Source organism: Streptomyces sp. NPDC045968, assembly GCF_056430475.1.
Genome location: NZ_JBWKLF010000003.1, coordinates 551,384 through 576,274, shown reverse-complemented (window position 1 = coordinate 576,274; position 24,891 = coordinate 551,384). Strand labels below are relative to the sequence as shown.

Here is a 24,891-nt window from a genome sequence, read left to right as displayed (position 1 = left end):
GATCTCTTGTTACCGTTCTGGAAGCCCGGTCGCTGGTGCATCCCCCGTCGCCAGCGACCGGGCATCCTCATTTCCGGGCCCGTACGACGAGGCCCCGGGCGCCTGCGCGGCACTCGTCGTGGCACCGGTGAACCCCAGCGGGAACGGACCGGGCGTAACCGTCAATCCGTCGGCGGGAAAGCCGGGTTGCTACCGGCCCGCAGGAGCAGTGGGGCCTGCGCCGCCGCCCCGCCCACCGCGTACTCCGCCACCGCCGTATAGGCGCTCGCCGCGCCGTACACAGGCCCGCGTGGCGTCTCGCAGACGCCCGGCTCGTCGTGCGTCTCCAGCTCGCAGCGCAGCTCCACGGCCCGCCCGCCGGGCCCCATCAGCGTGAGGAACGACCGCAGTTGCTCCCCTGTGGTGTTGCGGTAGTAGGCGCGCGCCCAGACGTCGCGCCCCTCCGTCATGACACAGGTCTGCGCCTCGACCCCTTCGGGGGAGGTGAGCTCGGGACCGCACCGGGCGGCGGGCGTGACGGCGCCCCCGGCCCCGGCGGGCAGCCCACTTTCGGACAGAAGCCCGGGTGGAGAAGTCCTTTTCGGAGGAATTTCGCCCGCACCCTCCGTCAGGCCGCCCCCAGAGCTATCCGCCGGACGCTCTCCGGACATTTCTCCGTCGCGTTCTGCGCCATGTTCTCGACCGCGCTCTTCGCCATGTTCTACGGAAAGGCCATCAGAAAGTAGCGACCTACCGGATTTAGCATCGGACGATACGGATTCAGGCACCTCCGACGTCACGGCGGAAGCGGCCAGGGGAAGCAGAACGGTGGACAACACCACCGCCGAGAGACCGGCCATGCGGAGATTCATCGTGGCCTCACCTGCCGACTGGGCGCGAATTTCTGACGGTGCGCCGACGATATCGACGGAATGCGGACCATCGGCCGCCGCGCACCCGTTTACCCCAGAACTCGGGTCGGCTCACACCCGTACGAGTGAGCCGACCGCCCTGGTGCGCCGTCCGCCCGTCACCGCGCCCCGATCCGCCGGCCTGCTGACACACCGTCGGCCGGACAGCTGCCGACGCGTCAGGCCGACGCGCCGGCAGATGGGTCAGCCGGCGAGTCGGCAGGCGAGTCAGTAGGCGAGCCTGCTGCCGCCGTCCGGAGCACCGGTGCTCGCCTCGACCAGCGCGTCCAGCACGGCTTCCACGTCGGGGAGCCAGGGCGCGGCCGACCGGGACTGCGGCGCCCGCTCCCAGCGGACCTGTCCCGCACCGATCTCCGACGGCGGCAGGACGAGATAGCCGCCCTCGCCGTGGAAACGCAGGGAACTGGGCACCCAGTCCTTGGCGTGAAGCAGTTCGCCGAGCCGTTCCAGGGTGTACGGAGCCACCAGCAGCGACCACCGTGTCGGCGTCGCCACCACCGGGCCGATGCGCAGGCCCATCGCGTCGAGTGCGGTCAGCGCCCGCGCGCCCGCCACCGCGGGCAGGCTGAGCGCGCACGGCGCACTGCCGCCGGTGGCCAGCATGACGGGGGCGGCGGGCCGGTTGGTCCACCACCACCGCACCATGCGTTCGTCCGTGGTCGCGGCCAGCAGGCCGGGATCGAAGGGGTGTGCGCCGGGCACGGCGCACTCGGGGTCGGGGCAGGCGCAGCCACGGCCGCGGTCACTGCGCATGCCGGCCGTCGCCAGCCCTGCTCCGGGCAGCACGGGCCACTGCCATGCGGTGGCACAGGTGAGCGCCGCGTCGAGCTGTGCGGGCCGTGCCTTGCGCCGGAGCCGGAGCCTGCGTCGCCTTCCGAGGATCTCGCGCATGAGCGCTCGTTCCTTTCCGTTGAACGCCGAGGTCCACATCACACCACGTGTGCGTTACACCACGCGTGCGTCTCTTCACTGTGCGTACATGCTCATCAGATCTGCGGTACGGGCAAGCCATCGGTACCGAGCGTGAGCCGAGCCGAGCAGAGTGGAACCGTGCAGAAATGGAGCTGAGTCGAACCGAGCCGAGTTGAACCGAGCCGAGCTGAGCCGAGTCCAGCCAAAACATGGCGGGGGCGGTGGGCGCTGCGCGCCTGCCGTCCTTGGTGCAAGCCCCGCCACTCGGGGGTGGGGGCGCGGCCGTCGTCGATAGAGACGTCCGGGCCCGCTGCCAGGTTCCGGGGCGATCACAACTGCCCCCGGTCATCACCGTTTACGTACCCAGCATGCCCCGGATGACGCTCCCTCGGGCACTTCACCCCGAGGGCACCCCTTGTCGAGCGCTCCCAGTCGACCGCAAATTACTGCCAGAGGTGCATTTTTTAGCCAACTTAACTGTCACACAGACACCACAAATCCCGTGAGGACAATGCTGGACATCGCCTTACTTGTGCGTGTACATGTGGATGCATTGATAGCGGCGCAGAATGACATGGGGGTTTGCGATGCTATTCGACGAATCGCACCGGTCGGAAAGCTGGCTGCCATGAGCGCCCCTCACCTGCCGAAAGTGGCTGGAATCGATCCTCAGGTTCCTGTTTCAACGCACACTTCCGCGCCTCTGACGGGCATCCCGGCGGCCCCGGGCGCCTTCCTCCAGGACCGCCTGGCGTCCTGGGTGTCCGACCTCACGACCCTGCACGAACTCACCGAGCGCCTGGCCAGAACCCATACGCTCGACCACGCCCTCCGTGAGCTGCTGGACGCCGGAGCGGCGCTGGTCGGTGCGCGCCGGGGACTCCTCGTCCTCGAACCGGCCGCGGGCGGCCCCTCCACCACGATCGGCCTGGGACTCGCGCACGCGGAGCTCGGACACATCGAGACCGTGCCGCGCAGCGCCATCTCGTACGGCCGCATCCTCGACGGACTGCCGGACGCCCAGGGCCCGCTGACCAGCCCCGACCTGCTCGGCGACGAGAGTCTCGATCCGCGCCACCGCGAGGTCGCCGCCCGGCTCGGCTACGCCGCGAGCTACGCCCTGCCGCTCGCCACCGAGGCCGCGGGCCGGCTCGGTGCGGCCGTCTGGCTCTACGACGAGCCCGCCGAACCGCTGGAACGCCAGCGCCACCTCATCGGCCTCTACATCCGGTACGCCACCGAGCATCTGGCCAGGCTGCTGGAGCTGGAGCGGGCCCGCACCGACGTGGCGGTCCTCGCCGAGGAACTCCTGCCGAGCAGGCTGCCCCGCGTCCCCGGCGTACAACTGGCCGCACGTCACAGGCCCGCGCCGCAGGGCGGCGGGGACTGGTACGACGCACTGCCACTGCCGGACAGCGCGCTCGGCCTCGCCGTCGGGTCGGTCGGCGGCTCGGGCCCCGGCGCGCTCGCCGCCATGGGACGGCTGCGGGCGAGCCTGCGGGCGTACGCCGTGATGGAGGGCGAGGACCCCGTCGCCGTACTCTCCGACCTGGAGCTGCTGCTGCGGCTGACCGAGCCGGCCAGGGCCGCGACCGCGCTCTTCGCCTACTGCGAACCCGCCCGCCGCAAGATCGTGCTGGCCGGCGCCGGCCACAGCCCGCCCCTGGTGATCGGCGAGCGCCGCACCGAGTTCGTGGAGACCACGCTCTCGGCCCCCCTGGGGATGCTCGCCTGCTGGGAGGCGCCGAGCGTGGAGTTCACCCCCGACTCCGGCGAGACAGTCCTCCTCTACACCGACGGGCTGCTGCGGCGCACGGGCGACACGATGGACCGGGCGTTCGCCCGGCTGCACTCGGCGGCGGCCTGCGTGCCCAAGGCCGCGCGCCACGATCCGGCGGCGATCGCCGACCATGTGATGCGGGCGATGCTGCCCGAGGGCCAGGACCAGGTCGACGGCACCGAGGACGTCGTGATCCTCGCCGCCCACTTCGACTGATCGCCGCCACGACCGACGCCGCGGCCGGGCACTCCGCGTGACCACCGCGCCGTGGGATGTAAGAGGTCTTCCGACCCTGGACCCCCTTCCGTACGCCCGTACGATGGGGAGCGGTCCAGTGTCGTAACAAGGGAGACAAATCGTGTCTGAGGAGCTCATCCCGGAGAACCCGGAGCCGGAGACCGAAGAGGCAGAGCCGATCAAGCAGCGGAAGAACGGCCTGTACCCGGGCATTTCCGATGAGCTCGCCGAGAACATGAAGTCCGGCTGGGCCGACACCGAGCTGCACGGCCTGGAGCCGATCGCCCAAGCCGAGTACACCGCTGCCCGCCGCGCCGCGCTCTCCGCGCGCTTCCCCGGTGAGCGCCTGGTCATTCCCTCGGGCAACCTCAAGACCCGTTCGAACGACACCGAGTACGCCTTCCGCGCCTCCACCGAGTACGCGTACCTCACCGGTGACCAGACCCACGACAGCGTCCTGGTCCTGGAACCGAAGGGCTCCGCGGACGAGGCGGGGCACGAGGCGACGGTCTACCTCCTGCCCCGTTCCAACCGTGAGAACGGCGAGTTCTGGCTCGACGGCCAGGGCGAGCTGTGGGTCGGCCGCCGCCACTCGCTCGCCGAGGCCGAGCAGGTGCTGGGCATACCGGCGAAGGACGTCCGTGAGCTCCCGGCCGCGCTGACCGAGGCCACCGGACCGGTGCGCAACGTCCGCGGGCACGACGCCGGCATCGAGTCCGCCCTGACCGACAAGGTCACCGCGGAGCGTGACGAGGAACTGCGCGTCTACCTCTCAGAGGCCCGTCTGGTGAAGGACGCCTTCGAGATCGCGGAGCTGCGGAAGGCGTGCGAGATCACCGCCCGCGGCTTCGAGGACGTCGTGAAGGTCCTCGACAAGGCCGAGGCGACGAGCGAGCGCTACATCGAGGGCACGTTCTTCCTGCGCGCCCGCATCGAGGGCAACGACATCGGCTACGGCTCGATCTGCGCCGCCGGCCCGCACGCCACCACCCTGCACTGGGTCCGCAACGACGGCGCCGTCCGCTCCGGCGAACTGCTGCTGCTCGACGCCGGTGTGGAGACCAACGACCTCTACACCGCCGATGTGACGCGCACCCTTCCCATCAGCGGCACGTTCACGCCGCTCCAGCGGAAGATCTACGACGCGGTGTACGAGGCGCAGGAAGCGGGCATCGCGGCCGTCAGGCCCGGCGCCGACTACCGCGACTTCCACGACGCCGCGCAGCGCGTGCTCGCCGAGAAGCTGGTCGAGTGGGGCCTGCTCGGTGACCTGTCCGTGGACAAGGTCCTGGAGCTCGGCCTCCAGCGCCGCTGGACCCTGCACGGCACCGGTCACATGCTCGGCATGGACGTCCACGACTGCGCCGCGGCCCGCACCGAGGCGTACGTCAACGGCGTCCTGGAGCCCGGCGTGTGCCTCACGGTCGAGCCCGGTCTGTACTTCCAGGCCGACGACCTGACCGTGCCCGAGGAGTACCGCGGCATCGGCGTCCGGATCGAGGACGACATCCTCGTCACCGAGGACGGCAACCGGAATCTCTCCGACCAGCTGCCGCGCCGGGCCGACGAGGTCGAGGCGTGGATGGCGCAGCTCAAGAGCTGACCCCGCCGGGCGACCTGCCGTCGTACCCCGCGCCGGAGGGCGCGCCGCTCAGGACACCATGAGCAGCGCGCCCTCCCGCCATTTCAGGATCTTGTCGAAGCTCACCACCGCGCCCCGGCCCGGCCGGTTGGCGAAGTGGACGTGATCGGCGAGCTGCTCGATCAGACCGAGCCCTCGCCCGCTCTCCGCCATGACGGCCGCCTGCGCGGCGGGCGGATACGTGGCGGCCGGCTGAGGGGCTGCCGGGTGAGTGGCTTCCGGGTGATCCACGGCCGGGCAGGCCGCTTCCCGGTGAGCCGGCGGCCGCTGCGCGGCAGCGGGCTGCCGGTCGGCCGGACAGTCGACGGACGGGTGTGCGGCGGTGCGAAGCGCGCGCCGGGTGGGGAAACCGGGCCCCGAGTCGGCGACTTCGATACGGCATTTCTCGCCGTCCAGATAAGCGGTGACCCGATACTGCCCGGAGGCCGTAGCGGAGGGCCCGTCCCCCGAAGGATCTGGCCCGGACCCCTCACCGGCTCCATCGGTCTCAGCGGCGTCCCATTGCTCCCCGCCGTGCTCGACGGCATTCGCACAGGCTTCGCTGAGCGCGACCGACAGGTCGTAGGAGATGTCCGGATCGACGCCTGCGGTTTCCATGGTGCCGAGAAGAAAACGACGGGCGAGCGGAACGCTCGCAGCTTCGCGCCGCAAATGGAGTGACCACCACATGCTCATGCTCCAGCCTCCTGGCTGCGGCTCGACATACCGATACGTATTGCCGCGCATGGCCCGTCGTAAGCACGGATCGGCCGTGACGGCACTCATTCGGCGGATGCGAATATTCCGGATACCGGCTATGTCCGGTGGCCCCGGCCCACCCGAACAGGCACAACAGCCATCCAGGACGCAGGAAACCGACCTTCCGGACCTGACTGACACGGGCCATGGGCGCAGTGCGATGATGACCCGGCCATGTCTATGCCCGTCGCACACGCCGGAGCCGGTCTGCGGCTCATGAGGGCCGCGGTGTTCACCGCGGTCTGCGTCGTGCTGTCCGCGGCAGGACACACGCTCGCCTCGTGCGCGGCCGTCCCGTGGTGGACCCTGCTCGCCGGTTTCCTCGGCCTCTTCGCGGTCGTGGTGCCGCTCGCCGGGCGCGAACGGTCGCTCCCGTCGATCGCCACCGCACTCACCGGCGGACAGCTCGCTCTGCACGTCCTCTTCGGACTCGGCACCCACGGGGCGAACACCGCGACGGGCTCCGCTGCCGGGACGGACAGCGACGCGCTCATCCGCTTCGCCGCCGGGCTGCTGTGCGGCGAGGGGCCGGCCCGGCTGAACGCCGCCGAGGCCCACCGCGTCGTCACCACCGCGGGCATCGACCCGGCGACCCTGGCGCAGGACCACGCACACCTCGCGGCGTCCGACCCGAGCGCGCTGACCGGTCTCGCCGGACTCGTGGAATCCTCCGGGACGCTGCCCAGCCTGCCCATGCTCCTCGGGCACCTCCTGGCCGCTCTCGTCACCGGCTGGCTGCTGCGGCGCGGCGAGGTCGCGCTGTTCGGACTCACCCGGCTCTCGGTGCACGGCGCCCAGGAGCTCGCGGCCGGCGCACGGCTGCGGGCCCTGCGCGCCGCCCTTTCGCTCGTACGCGCCCTGCTCGCCGGCCTGCCCGGACGGCGGACGACCGGGCCGCTCCTTCCCCGTACCGCAGCCGACGCTCCCGCGCCCGCCACCGGGGACCCCTTGCAGCACATGGTGATCAGGCGCGGGCCTCCCGCCGTATACGTACGCGCAGCCTGACGCGACACCCTTCGCCGGGATCACCGGGGGGACTGGTGTCGCGATGCCGTCGCGCACCTGCGCGCCGGACCACCTTCTCTTCCTGCCTGTGGAGATCCCTGCCATGAACGTTTCACGCATCGCCATCGCGGGCGGCGTCGCCGCCTCCACCGTCCTGCTGTTCGTCGGCCCCGCCGCCGCACACGTCAGCGTCCAGCCGCAGGGCGAGGCCGCCAAGGGCGGCTACGCCACCATCAACTTCAAGGTGCCCAACGAGCGCGACAACGCCTCCACGGTCAAGCTCGAAGTGAACTTCCCGACCGAGCACCCGCTGTCCTCGGTCAGCCCGCAGGCTGTGCCGGGCTGGAAGATCAAGGTCGACAAGACCAAGCTGGACAAGCCTCTCGACGTGCACGGCAAGAAGATCACCGAAGCGGTTTCGAAGGTCACCTGGACCTCGGACGGCAGCAAGATCGACCCGGGCTACTTCCAGCAGTTCCCGCTCTCGCTCGGCCAGCTCCCCGAGGACGCCGACCAGCTCGTCTTCAAGGCCCTCCAGACGTACGACAACAAGGAAGTCGTCCGCTGGATCGAGGAGCCCGCGGAGAACGGCGAAGAGCCCGAGAGCCCGGCACCCGTCCTCAAGCTGACCGCCGCTTCGGCCGACGCGCACGGCGCCGCCGCCGACGACAAGAACGCCCACGCCACGGACGACAAGGCCGCCCCCGCCACGAAGACGTCCTCGGCGTCGGCCTCAGACAGCAGCGACAACACCGCCCGGGTGCTGGGCGTCGTCGGCATCCTCATCGGCATCGCCGGTGTCGCGTTCGGGGTGCTCGCGGGCCGCCGCCGCACCGCCTGACACCCAGAGCAGCACCCGCACCACAGACCAGGAAACAATTCTCCATGCGCACCAAGAAGATGATGCTGGCCGCGGCGCTCGCCGCCGCGGCCGCACTCACGCTGTCGGCATGCGGCAGCGAAGCAGACTCGGCCAAGCAGCCGGTCGCGGATGTCTCCATGGACACCAGCACCAAGGCCGCGACCGTACTCGACCAGCCGTTCACCAAGCCCGACCTCGTCCTCACCGACACCCACGGCAAGAAGTACGACCTCCGCGAGGAGACCAAGGGCAAGCCGACGCTCATCTACTTCGGCTACACCCACTGCCCCGACGTCTGTCCGCTGACCATGAGCAACATCGCGCTCGCCAAGCGCGCCCTGCCCAAGGCCGAACAGGACAAGCTCCAGGTCGTCTTCGTGACCACCGACCCCGAACGCGACACCCCGTCGGCCCTGGGCAGCTGGCTGAAGGCCCAGGACCCCGCCTTCGTCGGACTCACCGGAGACTTCCCGACCATCCAGGCGGGCGCCCGGCAGATCGGCATCGGCATCGACCCGCCGAAGGCGGAGAAGGACGGCACGGTCGTCTCGATGCACGGCGCCCAGGTGATCGCTTTCTCGCCGAAGACCGACAAGGGGTACGTGCTGTACGGCGAGGACACCACGGCCGAGGACTACACGAAGGACCTCCCGAAGCTCGTCACGGGGGCGACCCCGTGAACCGCCGCACCGTCCTCGCCGGCGTCCTCGCCCTCACCACGGGGCTGACGCTGGCGGGGTGCTCCTCCGACAACGAGCCGGAACTGAAGGTGATCGGCGCCTTCATGCCGCAGCCCATCAGCGACATGGCTGCCGGTTTCCTCGTCGTACAGAACAGCGGGGACGCCGCCGACCGCCTCACCTCCGTGACCAGTCCCCTGTCGGACAACGTCACGATCCACGAGACGAGGAACCAGACCATGCGCATGGTCAGTTCCTTCGAGGTTCCCGCGGGCGGCGAACTGGATCTTGAACGCGGTGGCAGCCACATCATGTTCATGAAGCTCAAGGAGCGGCCCAAGCAGGGCGAGACGGTCTCCCTGGAGCTGCACTTCGAGAAGGCCGGCCCCATCAAGGTCGACGTTCCCGTGAAGGAGACCACCCACAACCCGAAGAAGCAGTGAGGGACTGACACACCATGACAGCCACCGCCCCGCGCTTCGGGCCGCATCCGATACGCCGGCCGCTCGCCGCCTTCGCGCTCCTCGCCACGGTCCTCGGCCTGCTGTTCGGCCTGGTGCTGGCCGGCGCGAGCCCGGCGTCCGCGCACGCCGCCCTCACCGGCAGCGACCCGCAGGACGGGGCGGTGGTCGACACCGCGCCCAAGGAGGTCACCCTCACCTTCTCCGAACAGATCGCCGTGGGCGACGACTCGATCCGCGTCCTCGACCCCGACGGGCGACGGGCGGACACCGGTGCGCCACGCGAGGTCGGAAGCGGCGGCGCCGTGCAGTACGGCGTGCGGCTCCTCGCCGGTCTGCCCGACGGCACCTACACCGTGGCCTGGCAGGCCGTCTCCGCGGACAGCCACCCGGTATCCGGCGCCTTCACGTTCTCCGTGGGCGCTCCCTCGGAAACCACCGTCGCGCTGCCCTCGGGCGGGGCCGGCGGCGGACTGGTCGGCACGCTCTACGACATCGCGCGCTACGCCGCGTACGCCGGCTTCATCCTGCTGGCGGGCGGCTCGGCCTTCGTGCTCGCCTGCTGGCGGCGGGGGGCGGGCGAGCGCCCGCTGCAACGCCTCGTCGTGCGCGGCTGGATCACACTGACGGCCGCCACGCTCGCCATGCTGGTGCTGCGCAACCCGTACACCGGCTCCGGCAAGCTCTCGGACGCCTTCGATCTCAATGGTCTGCAAGCGGTACTCGACACCAAGCCGGGCGCCGCGCTGGTCTCCCGGCTGCTGCTGCTCGGCGCCGCCGCGCTCTTCGTCGCCGTCCTGTTCGGCGGGTACGCCAAGCGCGCGGACGAGACGGAGCAGAAGGACCTCACCTTCGGCCTCGCCATCGGCGGCACGGTCGTCGCCGCGGGCATCGCCGGAACCTGGGCCCTCGCGGAGCACGCGTCGACCGGCATTCAGCCGGGTATCGCCATGCCGGTCGACGTCCTGCATCTGCTGGCCGTCGCCGCCTGGCTGGGCGGTCTCGCCGCGCTGCTGGTCGCCCTGTACCGGACGCCCGCCGTCGAGAGCTCCGCCGTACGGCGCTTCTCCCGCGTGGCGTTCGCGAGCGTGGTCGTCCTCGCCGCCACCGGGATCTACCAGTCCTGGCGCCAGGTCGGCTCCTGGTCCGCGCTGACCGGCACCCGGTACGGGCAGCTCCTGCTCGTCAAGGTGGCCCTGGTGGCCGTCCTCGTCGGTGTCGCCTGGATCTCCCGCCGGTGGACCTCACGGCTGACGGAGAGCACGGCACCGGCCGAGGCCGTGGAGGCGTCGGACGCCGAGGAGGGGAGCGAGGACGCGAGCGAGGACGGTGAGCCCGTCGCGGTGGCGGCGGGGGCAGGCGCCGGGGACATCGCCCCCGGCCGTGCCGCCCAACTCGCCCGTCAGCGTGCCGCGCTGACGGCCACCAGGAAGAAGCGCGCCCGCGATGCCGACCCGGACCGTTCGGGCCTGCGCCGCTCGGTGCTCACGGAGGCCGGCATCGCCGTCGTCCTCCTCGCCGTGACGACCGTGCTCACTGCCACCGAGCCCGGGCGTACGGAGGAGGAGGCCTCCCGCAGCTCGGCCGCGGCGACCGTTCCCGCGGCCGGGACCCCGGTCCATCTGAGCCTGCCTTTCGACACCGGCGCCCCGGACGGCAAGGGAACCGTGCGGCTGGACATCGAGCCCGGCCGCATCGGCGCCAACCAGCTGCACATCTGGGTCGACGGCGAGAACGGCCGGCCTCTGGACGTCCCCGAGGTGAAGGTGGCCCTCACGCTGAAGTCCAAGGACATCGGCCCGCTGCCGGTCGTCCCCGACCACCTCGCCGATGGCCACTGGACGGCCGACGGCATCCAGGTCCCGATGGCGGGCGACTGGACGATCGCCGTGACCGTACGGACCTCGGACATCGACCAGACGACCATCGACAAGAACGTCAAGATCGGCTGAGCAGGTTGAGCAAGAACATGAAGGACGAGGCCCCGAAGGACGCGAGAAGCGGCTCCGGTACGGGTGGTGGTGCGGGTGCCACCGGGACCGTCTCCCGGCGGCGGCTGCTCGGCACCGCCGGAGCGGCCGGAGCGACCGGGCTCGTGCTGGGTGCGGCGGGCGGCGCCGCGGGCTACGCCGCCACCCGCCCCGACGAACCGGCGGCGCTGACCACCGTCGGGTCGACCCGGGCAATGTTTCACGGGAAACATCAACCGGGGATCACCACTCCGCTTCAGGCCCGTGGCCATCTGATCGCCTTCGACCTGGCGCCCGGCGCGGGACGCAAGGAGGCCGCCGCGCTGATGCGCCGCTGGTCGGCCACGGCCGAGCGGCTGATGGCGGGCCGGCCCGCCGGGGAGGGAGACGGTCACGACACCGGGATCGCGCTGGACGCCGGACCGTCCTCGCTGACGGTCACCTTCGGCTTCGGCCGGACCTTCTTCGAACGTACGGGCCTGACCGGCCGTCGGCCCCCCGGCCTCGACCCGCTGCCGCCGTTCTCCTCCGACCACCTCGACGCCAAGCGCTCCAACGGTGACCTCTGGATGCAGATCGGTGCCGATGACGCGCTCGTCGCCTTCCACGCGCTGCGCGCCCTCCAGAGGGAGGCCGCCACGACGGCCCGGGTGCGCTGGCAGATGAACGGCTTCAACCGCACCCCGGGCGCCACCGACCGGCCGAGGACCGCCCGGAATCTGATGGGTCAGATCGACGGCACCGGCAATCCGAAGCCGTCCGACAGCGATTTCGACCAGCGGATCTTCGTACCGTCGAACCCGGGGGCCGACAGCACCTCGCCCGACTCGGGTCCGGCGTTCGACTGGCTCGCGGGCGGCTCGTACGCCGTCGTCCGGCGCATCAGAATGCTCCTCGACGACTGGGAGAAACTCCCGGTGGAACGCCAGGAGCGGGTCATCGGGCGCCGCAAGGCGGACGGCGCCCCGCTCAGCGGCGGCAGCGAGACGACCGAGATGGACCTCGACAAGGCCGGACCCGACGGCCGCCTGGTGATCCCCGACAACGCCCATGCGCGGATCTCCTCTCCCGAGAAGAACGGCGGCGCGGCGATGCTGCGGCGCCCCTTCTCGTACCACGACGGCATCGCGGCGGACGGCACCCCGGACGCCGGGCTCCTCTTCATCTGCTGGCAGGCGGACCCCTTCCGGGGCTTCGTGCCGGTACAGCGCAAGCTCGACCGGGGCGATGCGCTCTCGCCGTTCATCCGGCACGAGGCGAGCGGCCTCTTCGCCGTACCGGGCGGCGCCGCGAAGGGCGAGTACGTGGGACAGCGGCTGCTGGAGTCCTGACCGCTGCCCGGTCGCATCCTGAGACGGCGCTGCCCCTCGCGCACGGCGCATTAGGGTGACCGTATGTCAGCCACGCGCTACGCCTATCTCGGTCCCGAAGGCACCTTCACCGAGGTCGCCCTCCGTACGCTCCCGGAAGCCGCCACCCGCGAGCTCGTCCCGATGGTCTCCGTACCGGCGGCCCTGGACGCGGTGCGCAGCGGCGAGGCGGCGGCAGCGCTCGTACCGATCGAGAACTCCGTCGAGGGCGGGATCACCGCGACGCTCGACGAGCTGACCACCGGCGAACCGCTCATGATCTACCGCGAGGTGCTGCTCTCCATCACCTTCGCGCTGCTCGTGCGTCCCGGGACCAAACTGACCGACATCAAGACGGTCACCGCTCACCCGGCCGCGCAGCCGCAGGTACGCAACTGGATGGCGGCCCACCTCCCGAAGGCCGTGTGGGAGTCGGCCGCGTCCAACGCGGACGGTGCGCGGCTGGTCCAGGAGGGGCGCTACGACGCCGCTTTCGCCGGAGAGTTCGCCGCGGCGACCTACGGCCTGGAACCGCTGGTGACGGAGATCCACGACGCCGAGAACGCCCAGACGCGCTTCGTCCTGGTGGGCCGCCCGGCCCGGCCGTCGGCGCCGACCGGTGCGGACAAGACCTCGGTGGTCATCTGGCTGGGTGACGACCACCCGGGGGCGCTGCTCGAACTGCTCCAGGAATTCGCGGTCCGCGGGGTCAACCTGATGCTGATCCAGTCCCGGCCGACCGGTGAGGGCATCGGCAACTACTGCTTCGCCGTGGACGCCGAAGGCCACATCGCGGACCGGCGGGTCGGTGAGGCTTTGATGGGGCTGAAGCGCATCTGCCCGAACGTGCGGTTCCTGGGTTCGTATCCGCGTGCCGGAGTGACGGCGGAGGACGTACGCGCGCTCCGCGCGGGGACCTCGGACACGGACTTCACCGAGGCGTCCGACTGGCTGGCCCGCAGCCAGGACGGCCGGGTCTGAGGCACAAACGCCGGCTGCGGCCGGTATGCGGCGGGGGTGCGGCTGGGGTGCCCTGTGCGTTGCTCACCGGTCCTACCTGCAGATTTTCATTTACCCACAGAGTTATCCACAGGCTCCCGTCTCGACCTGGGGACAAGTCGACACCGTAATGCGACATGGTCGACAAATCGGCTCAGTGGCATCAGATCGGTCCACAGGGCCACAGGTCGTCGTGTGTCACCCCAATTGCATTGATCAACTCTTTAGAGCACCGAATTCCCACCCGAATGAGTGTGTGAACTGTGTTTGAGCGGGGAATCCATGGCCCTTCATGTGGCTTTCGGAACGATCTCTTCCGGCATCCACAGATCTTCCTCACAGCCTGTGGATAACTAATTCGAACCGCGCCCGCCTGTGGACAACACCCCGCCTCCGCCCCCAACTTCCGCCCCCCGCAAGCCCGGTGCGTCAAGGAGTAAGGGCCGGTTGAACCCTTTTCGGGGGAATGGGCTCGTTTATTGACCCCCTCGGCCCCGCCCGGCCGGGCGATTCTCCTCCCAGGATTATCAATTCCGGCAATTCGGGCAAAGTGACACGCTCATCGATATCGGTTCGAGCGGGGGAACCCCACACCGGTAGCCTTGAGGGGTGATTGACCTTCGCCTGCTCCGTGAGGACCCCGACCGTGTTCGCGCCTCCCAGCGCGCCCGTGGAGAGGACGTCGCGCTCGTCGACGCCCTTCTCTCCGCCGACGAGCTGCGCAGGTCGTCCGGCGTCCGCTTCGACGAACTCCGCTCCGAGCAGAAGTCGCTCGGCAAGCTGATCCCCAAGGCAAGCCCGGACGAGCGTGCCGAGCTGCTGAAGAAGGCCGATCAGCTGAAGGCCGAAGTCAAGGCGGCCGACGCCGCTCAGGACGAGGCCGACGCCGAGGCCAAGCGGCTGCTCCTCCAGCTCGGCAACATCGTCCACGAGGACGTGCCCGTGGGCGGCGAGGAGGACTTCGTCGTCCTCGAGACGCACGGCACCATCCGTGACTTCGGAGCCGAGGGCTTCGCCCCGAAGGACCACCTGGAACTCGGCGAGTCGCTGGGCGCCATCGACATGGAACGCGGCGCCAAGGTGTCCGGCTCGCGCTTCTACTACCTGACGGGTGTCGGCGCGCTGCTGGAGCTCGCGCTGGTCAACGCCGCGATCGCGCAGGCCACCGAGGCCGGCTTCATCCCGATGCTGACGCCCGCCCTGGTCCGCCCGCGCGCCATGGAGGGCACCGGCTTCCTCGGCCAGGCCTCCGCGGACGTCTACCACCTGGAGAAGGACGACTTCTACCTCGTCGGCACCTCCGAGGTCCCCCTCGCCGCGTACCACATGGACGAGATCGTCGAGGCCGACAAGCTGCCGCTGCGGTACGCGGGCTTCTCGCCCTGCTTCCGCCGCGAGGCCGGCACGTACGGCAAGGACACCCGCGGAATCTTCCGCGTCCACCAGTTCGACAAGGTCGAGATGTTCTCGTACGTCGACCCGGCGGACGCCGAGGCCGAGCACCGGCGCCTCCTCGACTGGGAGAAGCAGTGGCTCACCGCGCTGGAGCTGCCCTTCCAGGTGATCGATGTCGCCTCGGGCGACCTGGGGGCCTCGGCCTCCCGGAAGTTCGACTGCGAGGCGTGGATTCCGACGCAGGGCAAGTACCGCGAGCTGACCTCCGCCTCGAACTGCGACGGCTTCCAGGCGCGCCGCCTCTCCGTCCGGATGCGCGACGGAAAGAAGGTCCAGCCGCTGGCCACACTGAACGGCACGCTCTGCGCCGTACCGCGCACGATCGTGGCGATCCTGGAGAACCACCAGCTGGCGGACGGTTCGGTGCGGGTGCCCGAGGTGCTGCGGCCGTACCTCGGCGGCCGTGAGGTCCTGGAGCCGGTCTCCAAGTGACGACCTTCCCGTACAAGCTCATCGCGACCGACCTCGACGGCACGCTGCTGCGTGACGACGGCACGGTCTCCGAGCGCACCCGCGAGGCGCTGGCCGCGGCCACCGCGGCCGGCGCGGCGCACATCATCGTCACCGGACGCGGGGTCCCGTGGACCCGGCACATCCTGGACGACCTGGGCTACGAGGGCCTCGCGGTCTGCGGCCAGGGCGCGCAGGTCTATCACGCGGGCGATCACAAGCTGCTGACCTCGCTCACCCTGGACCGGCAGCTCGCCGGTCTGGCGCTGTCCAAGATCGAGGCGGAGATCGGCCCGCTGGCGCTGGCCGCCAGCCGTGACGGGCTGGAGGGCGAGGTGCTGGTCGGGCCCGGTTACCAGGTGCAGGACGGGCCACTGCCCGCCGTCTTCGTGGACGACGCCGCCGAGATGTGGACCGCCCCGCTGAACAAGGTCTACATCCAGCATCCGGAGCTCGGCGACGACGCGCTGACGAAGGCCGCCCGGGAGGCGGTCGGCAGTCTGGTGGACGTGGTCATGGCGGGTCCGGGCGTGGTGGAGATCCTGCCGCTGGGGCTGAGCAAGGCGACGGGGCTGTCCCTGGCCGCCCGCCGGCTCGGCGTGAAGGCGGCGGACACGCTGGCCTTCGGCGACATGCCGAACGACATCCCGATGTTCGGCTGGGCGCAGCACGGTGTGGCGATGGCGAACGCGCACGACGATCTGAAGGCCGTGGCCCACGAGATCACCGCGTCGAACCAGCACGACGGCATCGCCGTGGTCCTGGAGGAACTCCTCAGGACGGGACGCTCCTGACGCACGGGGGAGCCGGCCGGCCCCGGCGGCCGGCGGCTTCCCACTGAGTCACCGCGGCGCACCACCCGTGCCCCCCGTCAACTCGCGGTCCGCACCCCTGGGGACGGACCGCGAGCAGCCGGGTGCCGGTCAGGAGCGGGTCAGCCGCGCAGGTCCTTGAGCTGCTGGGCGAGACCGTCCATGCGTGCGTCGATACGGCCGATGTCCTGGGAGACGTCCGAGAGCTTCACACTCATGGCGCCGACGACCTGGTACGTGGCGTCCAGCTTCCGGTCGAGGCTGTCGAGCCGCTCCGACATCCTGCCGAGCACCGGTCCGAGCTCCTGGAGCGCGCTGCCGACACCGGCGAGGCACCCCTCGATGCCGGTGACGCGCTGATCGAGCGAGCGGTACGCCACTCTCAGCTCCTCCTCGGCGTCGAGGAGATACGTACGCACGCATCGGGCGATGTCGCTGTCGCGAAGAAGCATGGCGACGTTGAGCACGGTTCTGCGGGTGTAGAGCCGCAGCCGTGAAGCCGCCTGTGGATAACTTTCCGGCGCCTCACCCTTCCATAGCGACAGCATGTCGCTATGGAAGGTGCGCAGCTCAGAGCCACGAATGACCCGCATCCCGTTCTCGATGAGCTCGGGCTGATGCCTGTCGGTCAACCTTCTGACCGAGGCTGTGGATACTTCGAAGTAGCGAGCGACATCCTCTGTGCGAACGTGAATTCCATCCGGGAGCATGACAAGACTCTTGATCTTGTCGAGGACGTCGACGCGCCCCATCCGCTCGACGCGCAGAGCGCGCGATTCGAGCAGGGCGACTTCCGTGGGCATGGTCATGCCTTTCGTGCGCGGGAACGGCGGGGGACAGCCCTGTCCCCGGGCGTCAGGGGTGGAGGACGCTCACGGTTGCCACTCACTCAATGACCGACCCGGCCGGCACTGCCTCACCGGTGTCGGCGATCCCCGCATTCACGAAAGCTCGACGCCACGGATTCCCACTGCCTCCACGCACCCTGGCCAACGAGCCGATAACCGTACAGTTACGCGTACCACTGTCCGTTCATAGGACACAGAACAACCCCCGCCCATCGGACGGGGGTTGCGCAGTTCCGGGATGGGCCGGCTCACTCCTCGCCGGCGAGCTTCAGCGCCCGCAGCTTCTGACCCGCGTACCAGGTGGCAGCCACCGTGATGCCCGCCAGCAGCACCGTCGCCAGCGGCAGTCCGACGTCCGAGGTGATGGCACCCTCCGCGCCCACCTTCTCGGCGACCGCGAGGGACCACTGCTGCACACTCAGCGTCCGCGCGCCCGGCACCAGACTGCCGAAGAGCGCTTCCCAGACGAGCGCGTAGACCAGACCGAAGACGACGGCGTGCCGGCTGACCGTACCGAGCAGCAGGAACAGCGCGCTGTACGCGATCGAGGCGACCAGCGCCGCGATCGTGTAGGCCACGGCGATCTGCTGGCCGTTGCCGTTGAGGACCAGGCCCGCGATCAGCGTCGGCAGTGCCGAGAACACCATCGTGACCGCGATGGCCACGATCAGCTTCGTGACGATGATCGTCGGACGCTTCACCGGCTTGGCCAGGAGGTAGACGATCGAGCCGTCATCGATCTCGGGCCCGATCGCCCCGGTACCCGCGATGACACCGATCAGCGGAACCATCGTGGCGATGGCGAAGCCGCCCAGCACGTTGGCGGCGACCTGGTCGTCCGCCCCCGCGAACGCCCGTACCGCCACGGCGATGACGACCAGCAGGACGGGCAGGATGAAGAGAATGGCAGCCCGGCGCCGGCCGAGCAGGGCCCGGTAGGTGAGCCGAGCGACTGTGGGGTCGTACATGACGCTTCACAGCTCCTTTCAGGCCACTACTCAGGCCGCTACGAGATAGGAAAAGACCGATTCGAGGGACTCGTCGGACGGCGAAACGGTCAGCAGCCGGATGCCGTGCTCGCGTGCCACCTTCGGCAGCAACGCGGTGAAGCGCCCGAAGTCGACGGCCTGGATGCGCAGGGCCTGTTCGCTCAGGTCGACCTCGATGCCCGCGGTGGACGGGTCGGCGATGAGCGCGGCAGCGAGGGCGCGGTCGTCGCTGGACCGTACGAGATAGCGGTGCGGCCGGTCCGTCATCAGCCGGCGGATGCGCCGGAAGTCTCCGGACGCGGCATGCCGGCCGGCCACGATCACCTCGATGTGCGAGGCCAGTTGCTCGACCTCTTCGAGGATGTGCGACGAGAACAGGACCGTACGGCCCTCCGCGCCCATGCGCCGCAGCAGCTCCATCAGCTGCATGCGCTGACGCGGGTCCATCCCGTTGAACGGCTCGTCGAGCAGCAGCACGGACGGCTCGTGGACCAGCGCGGACGCCATCTTCACGCGCTGGCGCATGCCCTTGCTGTACGTCGAGATCTTGCGGTCCTGCGCGTGCTCCATCTCGACGGTGGCCAGGGCCTTGCGCGCGGCCTCGTCGCCGAGCCCCTGCAACTCGGCGTTGGCGACGACGAACTCGCGGCCGGTCAGGAAGTCGTACATCCCCTCCCGCTCGGGGACGATACCGATCTCCTTGTAGACCGCCTCGTTGCGCCAGATCGTCCTGCCGTCGAGTGTGACCTTTCCGGTCGACGGGGCGAGGAACCCGGCCATCATGTTGATCAGCGTGGACTTTCCGGCACCGTTGGGGCCGAGCAGGCCCGTGACGCCCGGGCCCACCGTCATGCTGACGTCGTTGACGGCGACCACGTTGCCGAACCAGCGCGAGGTGTGGTCGATCTCGATGGTGGTCACAGCCCGACCTTCCGGTAGCGGCGCATCAGCACGGCGTACGAGCCGGCGACGAGCGCGAGAACAACGATCAGATACGCCACTCCGGCACCGGCTCCCGGGCCTTCCCCTCCGGGGAAGGCGGAGGTGGCTCCGAGGAACGCGGTCTGGACACCGTCGATCAGCGTGATCGGCGAGAAGAGCCCGAGCCACGGCACCGCGCCGTCCGACCCGGTCTCCCAGGCGATGGCCTGGACCGTGGAGACCGCCCCGTAGGAGATGGTCAGTACGGCGATCACCGCGGCGACACCGAAGCCTCGGCGCGGGGTGAGGGCGGCCATCACCAGACCGAGACCGGCGAACAGGACGGACAGCAGCGCCACCGACACCAGCCCCTGCCCGAATCCCTTGGTCTGAGCGGCGAAGTCGAACTTCGCGAGGAGCGAGCCCGCGTACAGGATGACGAGCGGTGTCGCGGTGAGGATGAAGAGCGCGGAGGCCATGGCCGCGTACTTGGCGACCACGTAGTCGCCGCGTTCGATCGGCCGGGAGAAGTAGAGCGGGATGCTCTTGAACCGCAGGTCCCTGGAGACGGACTGCGGTGCCTGTGCGGCGATGAACAGCCCGATCACCGCCTGGAGGTAGATCGCGAACGCCGTGTACTTGATGGGCAGTTTCGTCATGTTCGGGGTGGCGATGGCGACCGCCACGATGATCAGCGCGACCAGGCACATCACCCCGCACAGCAGCATCGGGAGCACCTTGGACTTCGCGGACCGGCCGAGCCCGAACGAGCCCCTGAGGGACTGCGAGAAGAGCGAGCGGCGCGCATAGGCGCGGCCCAGGCGCGGACCGTCGTAGGAGCGGTATCCGATGTTGTGGATGCGGGAGCTGTCGCCCCCGGTCACGACCCCGGTCTCGGTGCTCATCACGAACCGCTCCCCTTCTGCGTTGCGGCGCCGACGGACGCGGCATGTGCCACGCGGACCGCTTCCGGCGCCTCTTCGGTACGGAAGACCTCGGCGATGTGGTGGCGCCGCTGTTCCATCCGTACGAGGCCGAGTCCGAGCCCGGCGACGCTGTTACGGACGATGTCGTACGTCTCCTCGCCGGTCGCTTCGACCAGGAGGATGTGGCCCGCCCCGGGCAGTCCCTCCGCGTCGAGGCCGTCGAGGCCGACCAGCGTGACGCCGGCCCCCGTGAGGACCTCGCGCAGTGCGGCGGTGCCGTCCGGGTGGGTGTCGCTGTCGGTGACCTCGACCGCGAGGGTCGTGGTGCTCTGGGTGAAGTCGCTGGTGGAGCTCGATCGCAGCAGCGCGCCGCCGTCGACGACGACCACGTGGTCACAGGTGCGCTCGAGTTCGCCCAGGAGGTGGGAGGTGACGAGCACGGAGATGCCGAAGTCGGTGTAGATGCGGCGGATCAGGCCGAGCATGTCGTCGCGGCCGACCGGGTCCAGGCCGTTGGTCGGCTCGTCGAGCAGGACCAGCTGCGGGTCGTGGACGAGGGCCTGGGCCAGCTTCACGCGTTGTTTCATGCCGGTCGAGTAGCCGCCGATGGGCCGGTAGCGCTCCTCGTACAGACCGACGTGGCGCAGCGTGTCGGCGGTGCGCTCGCGCGCCGCCGTGGGAGGCAGTCCGGACATCCTGGCCATGTGCACGACGAACTCGGTCGCCGAGACGTCGGGCGGCAGGCAGTCGTGCTCGGGCATGTATCCGACGCGCTCCCGGATGGCGGCGCCACTGGTGGCGACGTCGAGCCCGAGCACCGCGGCCCGGCCTTCGGTGGCGGGGGACAGACCCAGCAGGATCTTGATCAGTGTGGACTTGCCGGCCCCGTTGGAACCCACCAGGCCGGTTACACCGGGTCCGATGTCCAGGGTGAGCCGGTCAAGTGCGGTCACCCGGGGGAACCGCTTGCTCAGGCTTTCGGTCACGATCACAGTCACGTCTTCGAAGGTAGTGGCGTGGACCACAGCGGTCGTCAGACCTGGCGGCTGTATCGGCCTCAGACTCCAGGCGTACGGACCCGTAGGGGGACCCCACAAGGGAGGACCTCAGAGGTCCGGGCGGAATCGCTCCCGAAGTTGTCCACAGGTCCCGGCCCACCTCTTGACGCAGCCGCCGGACATTGTCACATTCATCAGTGTCAGGTTACGGGCACGTACGGCACACGTCAGGGAACGGACGGTCGCATGGCCTCGGCAGTGAAGGACGAGAAGGCCCCGGAACTGCGGGGGTTCAGAGAGGTACAGCGCCTCGCCTACGACTGCGCGGAGGCGGTCGCCGCTCAGCTCAGGCCGGGGGTGACGGAGCGCGAGGCGGCGCGGATGCAGCGCGACTGGCTGCGGGAGCGCGGTGTGCGGGACTGGTTCCATCTCCCGTTCGCCTGGTTCGGGGACCGCACGGCCTTCGCCGGCTTCAAGGTGCCGCTGCAGTTCTTCCCGACCAGCCGGAAGCTGGAGCCGGGAATGCCGTTCATCCTCGACATGGCCCCGGTCCACAAGGGCTTCACCGCGGACATCGGCTACTCCGGCTGCCTCGGGCTCAGCCCGCTGCACGACCGGCTGCTGGCCGATCTGGAGGCCCACCGCGAGCTCATTCTGCGCGAGGTCCGTGAGCGACGCTCCCTGCGCGAGATCTACGAGGACGTGGACCGCCTGATGAGCAGGCAGGGGTACGCGAACAGGCACCGGGCGTATCCCTTCGGCGTCATCGCCCACAAGGTCGACCGTGTGACCGAACGGCGCTGGTCACCCCATGTCTTCGGGTTCGGCACCCAGTCGCTCAAGGGGCTCGCGAGCGACGCCCTGCACGGCCACCGGGACGGCTGGTCACCGCTGTGGAGCCCGTACCGCTTCTCCGACCACCCGCCGCAGCCCGGGCTGTGGGCGGTCGAACCCCACCTCGGTTTCCGGGGTACGGGCGCGAAGTTCGAGGAGATCCTTGTCGTCACCGACTCCAAGGACCCCGAACAGAGCGCGTTCTGGCTCGACGACGACCTGCCGCACGTGCGGCGCTGGGCAGAGGAGAAGGTGGCGGCGTGAAGCTGCGTGAAGCGCGCGAGCGCTGGGTCCGTACGGGCGGAATCGAGCTGTGCGTCGCCGAGTTGGGCGACGCCTCCCGGCCCACGGTCGTGCTGGTGCACGGCTACCCGGACAGCAAGGAGGTCTGGTCGGAGGTGGCATCGCGCCTGGCCGAGGAGTGGCACGTCGTGCTCTACGACGTACGCGGCCACGGCAGGTCGACGGCGCCCTCCCCCCTGCGGGGCGGATTCACGCTGGAGAAGCTCACGGACGACTTCCTGGCCGTCGCGGACGCGGTGAGCCCGGACCTGCCGGTGCATGTGGTGGGGCACGACTGGGGTTCGGTGCAGGCGTGGGAGTTCGCCACGGTCAAGCGGACCGAGGGGCGCATCGCCTCCTTCACCTCCATGTCCGGCCCTTCGCTCGACCACTTCGGTCACTGGATCAAGCAGCGCGTGAGCCGGCCCACGCCGCGCCGGGTGGGCCAGCTGATGGGGCAGGGCGCCAAGTCCTGGTACGTGTACATGCTGCACACCCCGGTCCTGCCGGAGCTCGCCTGGCGGGGGCCGCTCGGCAAGCAGTGGCCGCGGATACTCCAGCGCATGGAGAAGGTGCCCGCGGGCGACTACCCGACTCCGTCGCTGCCCCAGGACGCCGCGCACGGGGCCTGGCTCTACCGTGACAACGTCCGCTCCAGGCTGCGCAGGCCCCGGGCCGACGCGTACGCCCACGTTCCGGTCCAACTGATCACTCCGACCGACGACTTCTTCCTCTCCGAGTCGCTCTACGACCAGTTGGAGCTGTGGGCGCCGCAGTTGGTACGCCGGTCGTTGCCGGCCAAGCACTGGGTTCCGCGCACCAGGCCGGACCAGCTGTCCGCCTGGATCAGCGACTTCGTCGCGGCCAACGAGACGGCCCGGCACGACGGTCTGCCGGTCCAGGGTCCGGCGGCGACCGGGGCCTACGCCGACCGGTTCGGCGGGCAATTGGTCCTGGTGACCGGGGCGGCCGCAGGCATCGGGCGTGCCACGGCCTTCGCGTTCGCCGAGGCGGGTGCCAGGGTGGTGGCGGTGGACCGTGACGGGGAGGGTGCGGCCCGGACGGCGGAGATGGCCCTGCTCATCGGCTCTCCGGCCGCCTGGGGCGAGACGGTCGACGTCAGCGACGAGCAGGCGATGGAGAAGCTCGCCGAAAAGGTCGCCCGCGAGTACGGCGTCGTCGACGTGCTGGTCAACAACGCGGGGATAGGTCTGTCGGGCTCGTTCCTGGAAACGACGAGCGAGGACTGGAAGAACGTCCTCGACGTCAATCTGTGGGGGGTCATTCACGGCTGCCGGATCTTCGGCAGGCAGATGGCCGAACGGGGCCAGGGCGGCCATATCGTCAACACGGCTTCCGCGGCGGCCTACCAGCCCTCGCGGGCCCTGCCCGCGTACAGCACGTCCAAGGCGGCCGTGCTGATGCTGAGCGAGTGCCTGCGGGCGGAGCTGGCCGAGAAGTCCATCGGGGTCAGCGCGATCTGCCCTGGCATCGTCAACACCAACATCACGGCGACCACGCGGTTCGCCGGCGCGGACGCGGCGGAGGAGAAGCGCCTCCGGAACCGGACCAGCAGGCTCTACGGGCTCCGGAACTACCCGCCGGAGAAGGTCGCCGACGCGATCCTCAAGGCCGTGGTGCGTAATCAGGCCGTCGTACCGGTCACCCCGGAGGCCCGGGGTGCCCGGCTGCTGTCCCGGCTGAGCCCCGGGGTGCTGCGCGGTATCGCCCGCCTGAAGCCGCCGCTGTGACCGGCGGCGAAAGCGGGCCGCCGGCCCCGGAGAGCCGGCCCGAGGCCGAGTACCGGATCGAGGACCTGGCCCATGCCAGCGGCGCCACGGTCCGCACCATCCGCGCCTACCAGGACCGGGGTCTGCTGCCGACGCCGGAGCGGCGCGGCCGGGCCAACGTCTACCGGCACACGCACCTGGCCCGGTTGCGGCAGATCGCGGATCTCCTGGACCGCGGCTACACCCTGGCCAGCATCAAGGAGTTGCTGGAGGCATGGGACGCGGGACGCGGTCTGGGCGGAGTGCTCGGTCTCGTCGCCGAAGTGCACGGTCCGTGGACCGATGAGGAGGCCGGCCGGATCACCCGCGCCGAGCTGGACCTGCGATTCGGCTCCACACCGGACGAAGCGGCCGTCGACGAGGCGGTGGCTCTCGGCGTACTGGAGCGGGTCCCCGGCAGGGAGGACGAGTTCCTGGTCCCGAGCCCGCAAGAGCTGGCAGTGGCAGCCGAGTTGTACGCGGCCGGGGTTCCGCTCTCGGCAATCTCCGCTCATCTCAGGGAGCTTCGGGGTCAGGTCGAGCACATCGCCTCCCGTTTCCTCGAGTTCACCACCGAGCACGTCTTCGCCCGTTACCTCGGTCATCGCCCGCCGACGGACGCGGACGCGGCGGAAGCGGCTTCGATGGTGCGACGGCTCCGCCCGCTCGCGCAGCAGACCGTCGACGCCGAACTCGCACGGGCGATGCGGTTGTTCGCCACCCGGCACCTGCACCACCATCTGGGTTCCGAGGAGCCCCTGACCGATGACGACATGCCACGACCCGTGCTCCTGCCCGCTGAGACAATGCGCGCTGTGCAGGAGCTCGTTGGTGCGGACCGAGTTGAGGCGTTCGTCGCGGCCGCCGCTCAACGGGAGGTACAGAAAAGAACATTGGACTCGCTTGCGGCATCTCACGCAAAAGGTGAGTAAGTTGATCAAATAGCTTATTTCGCGAGGGACTTGTCCACAGAATCGCCAAAGTGCCTGTGGATAACCGCAGTTGGCTGTGGATCAAACCTGCGTGCTGTGATTACTCCGGAAGAAATCAGATGCGCCGGG

22 protein-coding genes are annotated in these 24,891 nt (G+C 69.9%); 14 read left to right on the top strand and 8 right to left on the bottom strand.

Translation table 11 applies throughout. From position 1 onward, the window contains the following. Window positions 1-161 precede the first annotated feature (161 nt). A complete protein-coding gene (locus AC07FA_RS12260) occupies window positions 162-449 on the bottom strand; it encodes a hypothetical protein (protein WP_479074999.1) in 288 nt (95 codons plus the stop codon). A gap of 669 nt (window positions 450-1,118) precedes the next feature. Then, window positions 1,119-1,802, bottom strand: coding sequence for a bifunctional DNA primase/polymerase (locus AC07FA_RS12255; protein WP_479074997.1), 684 nt, complete (start codon window positions 1,800-1,802; stop codon window positions 1,119-1,121). 532 nt (window positions 1,803-2,334) lie between these two features. Here AC07FA_RS12255 and AC07FA_RS12250 point away from each other — a divergent pair. Both AC07FA_RS12250 and AC07FA_RS12245 read left to right on the top strand, forming a co-directional pair. Further along, window positions 2,335-3,819: a PP2C family protein-serine/threonine phosphatase gene (locus AC07FA_RS12250; protein ID WP_479075180.1), complete on the top strand. Its 1,485-nt coding sequence runs from the start codon at window positions 2,335-2,337 to the stop codon at window positions 3,817-3,819. 142 nt (window positions 3,820-3,961) lie between these two features. After that, window positions 3,962-5,443 (top strand): aminopeptidase P family protein, encoded by a 1,482-nt coding sequence (locus AC07FA_RS12245; protein WP_479074995.1) that lies wholly within the window; start codon window positions 3,962-3,964, stop codon window positions 5,441-5,443. Window positions 5,444-5,491: 48 nt separating this feature from the next. Here the strand turns inward: AC07FA_RS12245 and AC07FA_RS12240 are convergent, their stop codons facing one another. Then, entirely contained in the window at window positions 5,492-6,157 is a 666-nt protein-coding gene (locus tag AC07FA_RS12240) for an ATP-binding protein (protein WP_479075178.1), read from the bottom strand. Window positions 6,158-6,394: 237 nt separating this feature from the next. Between AC07FA_RS12240 and AC07FA_RS12235 the strand changes: the two genes are divergently transcribed. From AC07FA_RS12235 to AC07FA_RS12195, 9 genes are all read left to right on the top strand, one after another. After that, a complete protein-coding gene (locus AC07FA_RS12235; RefSeq protein WP_479074994.1) occupies window positions 6,395-7,225 on the top strand; it encodes a hypothetical protein in 831 nt (276 codons plus the stop codon). A gap of 103 nt (window positions 7,226-7,328) precedes the next feature. Next, complete coding sequence (locus AC07FA_RS12230) at window positions 7,329-8,066, top strand: YcnI family copper-binding membrane protein (RefSeq protein ID WP_479074992.1); 738 nt, start codon at window positions 7,329-7,331, stop codon at window positions 8,064-8,066. A gap of 44 nt (window positions 8,067-8,110) precedes the next feature. Then, the gene (locus AC07FA_RS12225; protein ID WP_479074990.1) at window positions 8,111-8,767 is read left to right on the top strand and encodes an SCO family protein; all 657 of its coding nucleotides are present in this window, start codon (window positions 8,111-8,113) and stop codon (window positions 8,765-8,767) included. Beyond that, entirely contained in the window at window positions 8,764-9,210 is a 447-nt protein-coding gene (locus AC07FA_RS12220) for a copper chaperone PCu(A)C (RefSeq protein WP_479074988.1), read from the top strand. The genes AC07FA_RS12225 and AC07FA_RS12220 overlap by 4 nt, the downstream gene beginning before the upstream one ends. A gap of 14 nt (window positions 9,211-9,224) precedes the next feature. After that, window positions 9,225-11,180, top strand: coding sequence for a copper resistance CopC/CopD family protein (locus AC07FA_RS12215; RefSeq protein ID WP_479074986.1), 1,956 nt, complete (start codon window positions 9,225-9,227; stop codon window positions 11,178-11,180). Window positions 11,181-11,197: 17 nt separating this feature from the next. Beyond that, window positions 11,198-12,529: an iron uptake transporter deferrochelatase/peroxidase subunit gene (gene efeB / locus AC07FA_RS12210; RefSeq protein ID WP_479075177.1), complete on the top strand. Its 1,332-nt coding sequence runs from the start codon at window positions 11,198-11,200 to the stop codon at window positions 12,527-12,529. 63 nt (window positions 12,530-12,592) lie between these two features. Then, window positions 12,593-13,528: a prephenate dehydratase gene (gene pheA / locus AC07FA_RS12205; RefSeq protein ID WP_479074985.1), complete on the top strand. Its 936-nt coding sequence runs from the start codon at window positions 12,593-12,595 to the stop codon at window positions 13,526-13,528. A 627-nt stretch (window positions 13,529-14,155) separates the two neighbouring features. Then, window positions 14,156-15,433, top strand: a complete 1,278-nt coding sequence (serS, locus tag AC07FA_RS12200) for a serine--tRNA ligase (RefSeq protein WP_479074983.1) — start codon at window positions 14,156-14,158, stop codon at window positions 15,431-15,433. After that, complete coding sequence (locus AC07FA_RS12195) at window positions 15,430-16,245, top strand: HAD family hydrolase (protein WP_479074981.1); 816 nt, start codon at window positions 15,430-15,432, stop codon at window positions 16,243-16,245. Before serS ends, AC07FA_RS12195 begins: the two co-directional genes overlap by 4 nt. Before the next feature lie 140 nt (window positions 16,246-16,385). On the opposite strand, the gene AC07FA_RS12190 is transcribed toward AC07FA_RS12195, so the two are convergent. The 5 genes from AC07FA_RS12190 to AC07FA_RS12170 form a co-directional block, all read right to left on the bottom strand. Continuing rightward, window positions 16,386-17,066 (bottom strand): hypothetical protein, encoded by a 681-nt coding sequence (locus tag AC07FA_RS12190; RefSeq protein ID WP_479074979.1) that lies wholly within the window; start codon window positions 17,064-17,066, stop codon window positions 16,386-16,388. A gap of 293 nt (window positions 17,067-17,359) precedes the next feature. After that, window positions 17,360-18,079 carry an ABC transporter permease gene (locus tag AC07FA_RS12185; RefSeq protein WP_479074977.1) on the bottom strand — a complete coding sequence of 240 codons (720 nt, stop codon included), beginning with the start codon at window positions 18,077-18,079 and terminating at the stop codon, window positions 17,360-17,362. A 30-nt stretch (window positions 18,080-18,109) separates the two neighbouring features. Beyond that, on the bottom strand, window positions 18,110-19,021 hold the full coding sequence (locus AC07FA_RS12180) for an ABC transporter ATP-binding protein (protein WP_479074975.1): 912 nt from the start codon (window positions 19,019-19,021) through the stop codon (window positions 18,110-18,112). After that, window positions 19,018-19,926 carry an ABC transporter permease gene (locus AC07FA_RS12175; RefSeq protein ID WP_479074974.1) on the bottom strand — a complete coding sequence of 303 codons (909 nt, stop codon included), beginning with the start codon at window positions 19,924-19,926 and terminating at the stop codon, window positions 19,018-19,020. The genes AC07FA_RS12180 and AC07FA_RS12175 overlap by 4 nt, the downstream gene beginning before the upstream one ends. Continuing rightward, window positions 19,926-20,972 carry an ABC transporter ATP-binding protein gene (locus AC07FA_RS12170; RefSeq protein ID WP_479074972.1) on the bottom strand — a complete coding sequence of 349 codons (1,047 nt, stop codon included), beginning with the start codon at window positions 20,970-20,972 and terminating at the stop codon, window positions 19,926-19,928. The genes AC07FA_RS12175 and AC07FA_RS12170 overlap by 1 nt, the downstream gene beginning before the upstream one ends. Before the next feature lie 219 nt (window positions 20,973-21,191). Between AC07FA_RS12170 and AC07FA_RS12165 the strand changes: the two genes are divergently transcribed. The 3 genes from AC07FA_RS12165 to AC07FA_RS12155 are packed head-to-tail and all read left to right on the top strand — an operon-like array spanning window position 21,192 to window position 24,762. Then, the gene (locus AC07FA_RS12165; protein WP_479074970.1) at window positions 21,192-22,043 is read left to right on the top strand and encodes a M24 family metallopeptidase; all 852 of its coding nucleotides are present in this window, start codon (window positions 21,192-21,194) and stop codon (window positions 22,041-22,043) included. Then, a complete protein-coding gene (locus AC07FA_RS12160; protein ID WP_479074969.1) occupies window positions 22,040-23,812 on the top strand; it encodes an SDR family oxidoreductase in 1,773 nt (590 codons plus the stop codon). The genes AC07FA_RS12165 and AC07FA_RS12160 overlap by 4 nt, the downstream gene beginning before the upstream one ends. Continuing rightward, window positions 23,809-24,762: a MerR family transcriptional regulator gene (locus tag AC07FA_RS12155; protein WP_479074968.1), complete on the top strand. Its 954-nt coding sequence runs from the start codon at window positions 23,809-23,811 to the stop codon at window positions 24,760-24,762. The genes AC07FA_RS12160 and AC07FA_RS12155 overlap by 4 nt, the downstream gene beginning before the upstream one ends. Window positions 24,763-24,891 lie beyond the last annotated feature (129 nt).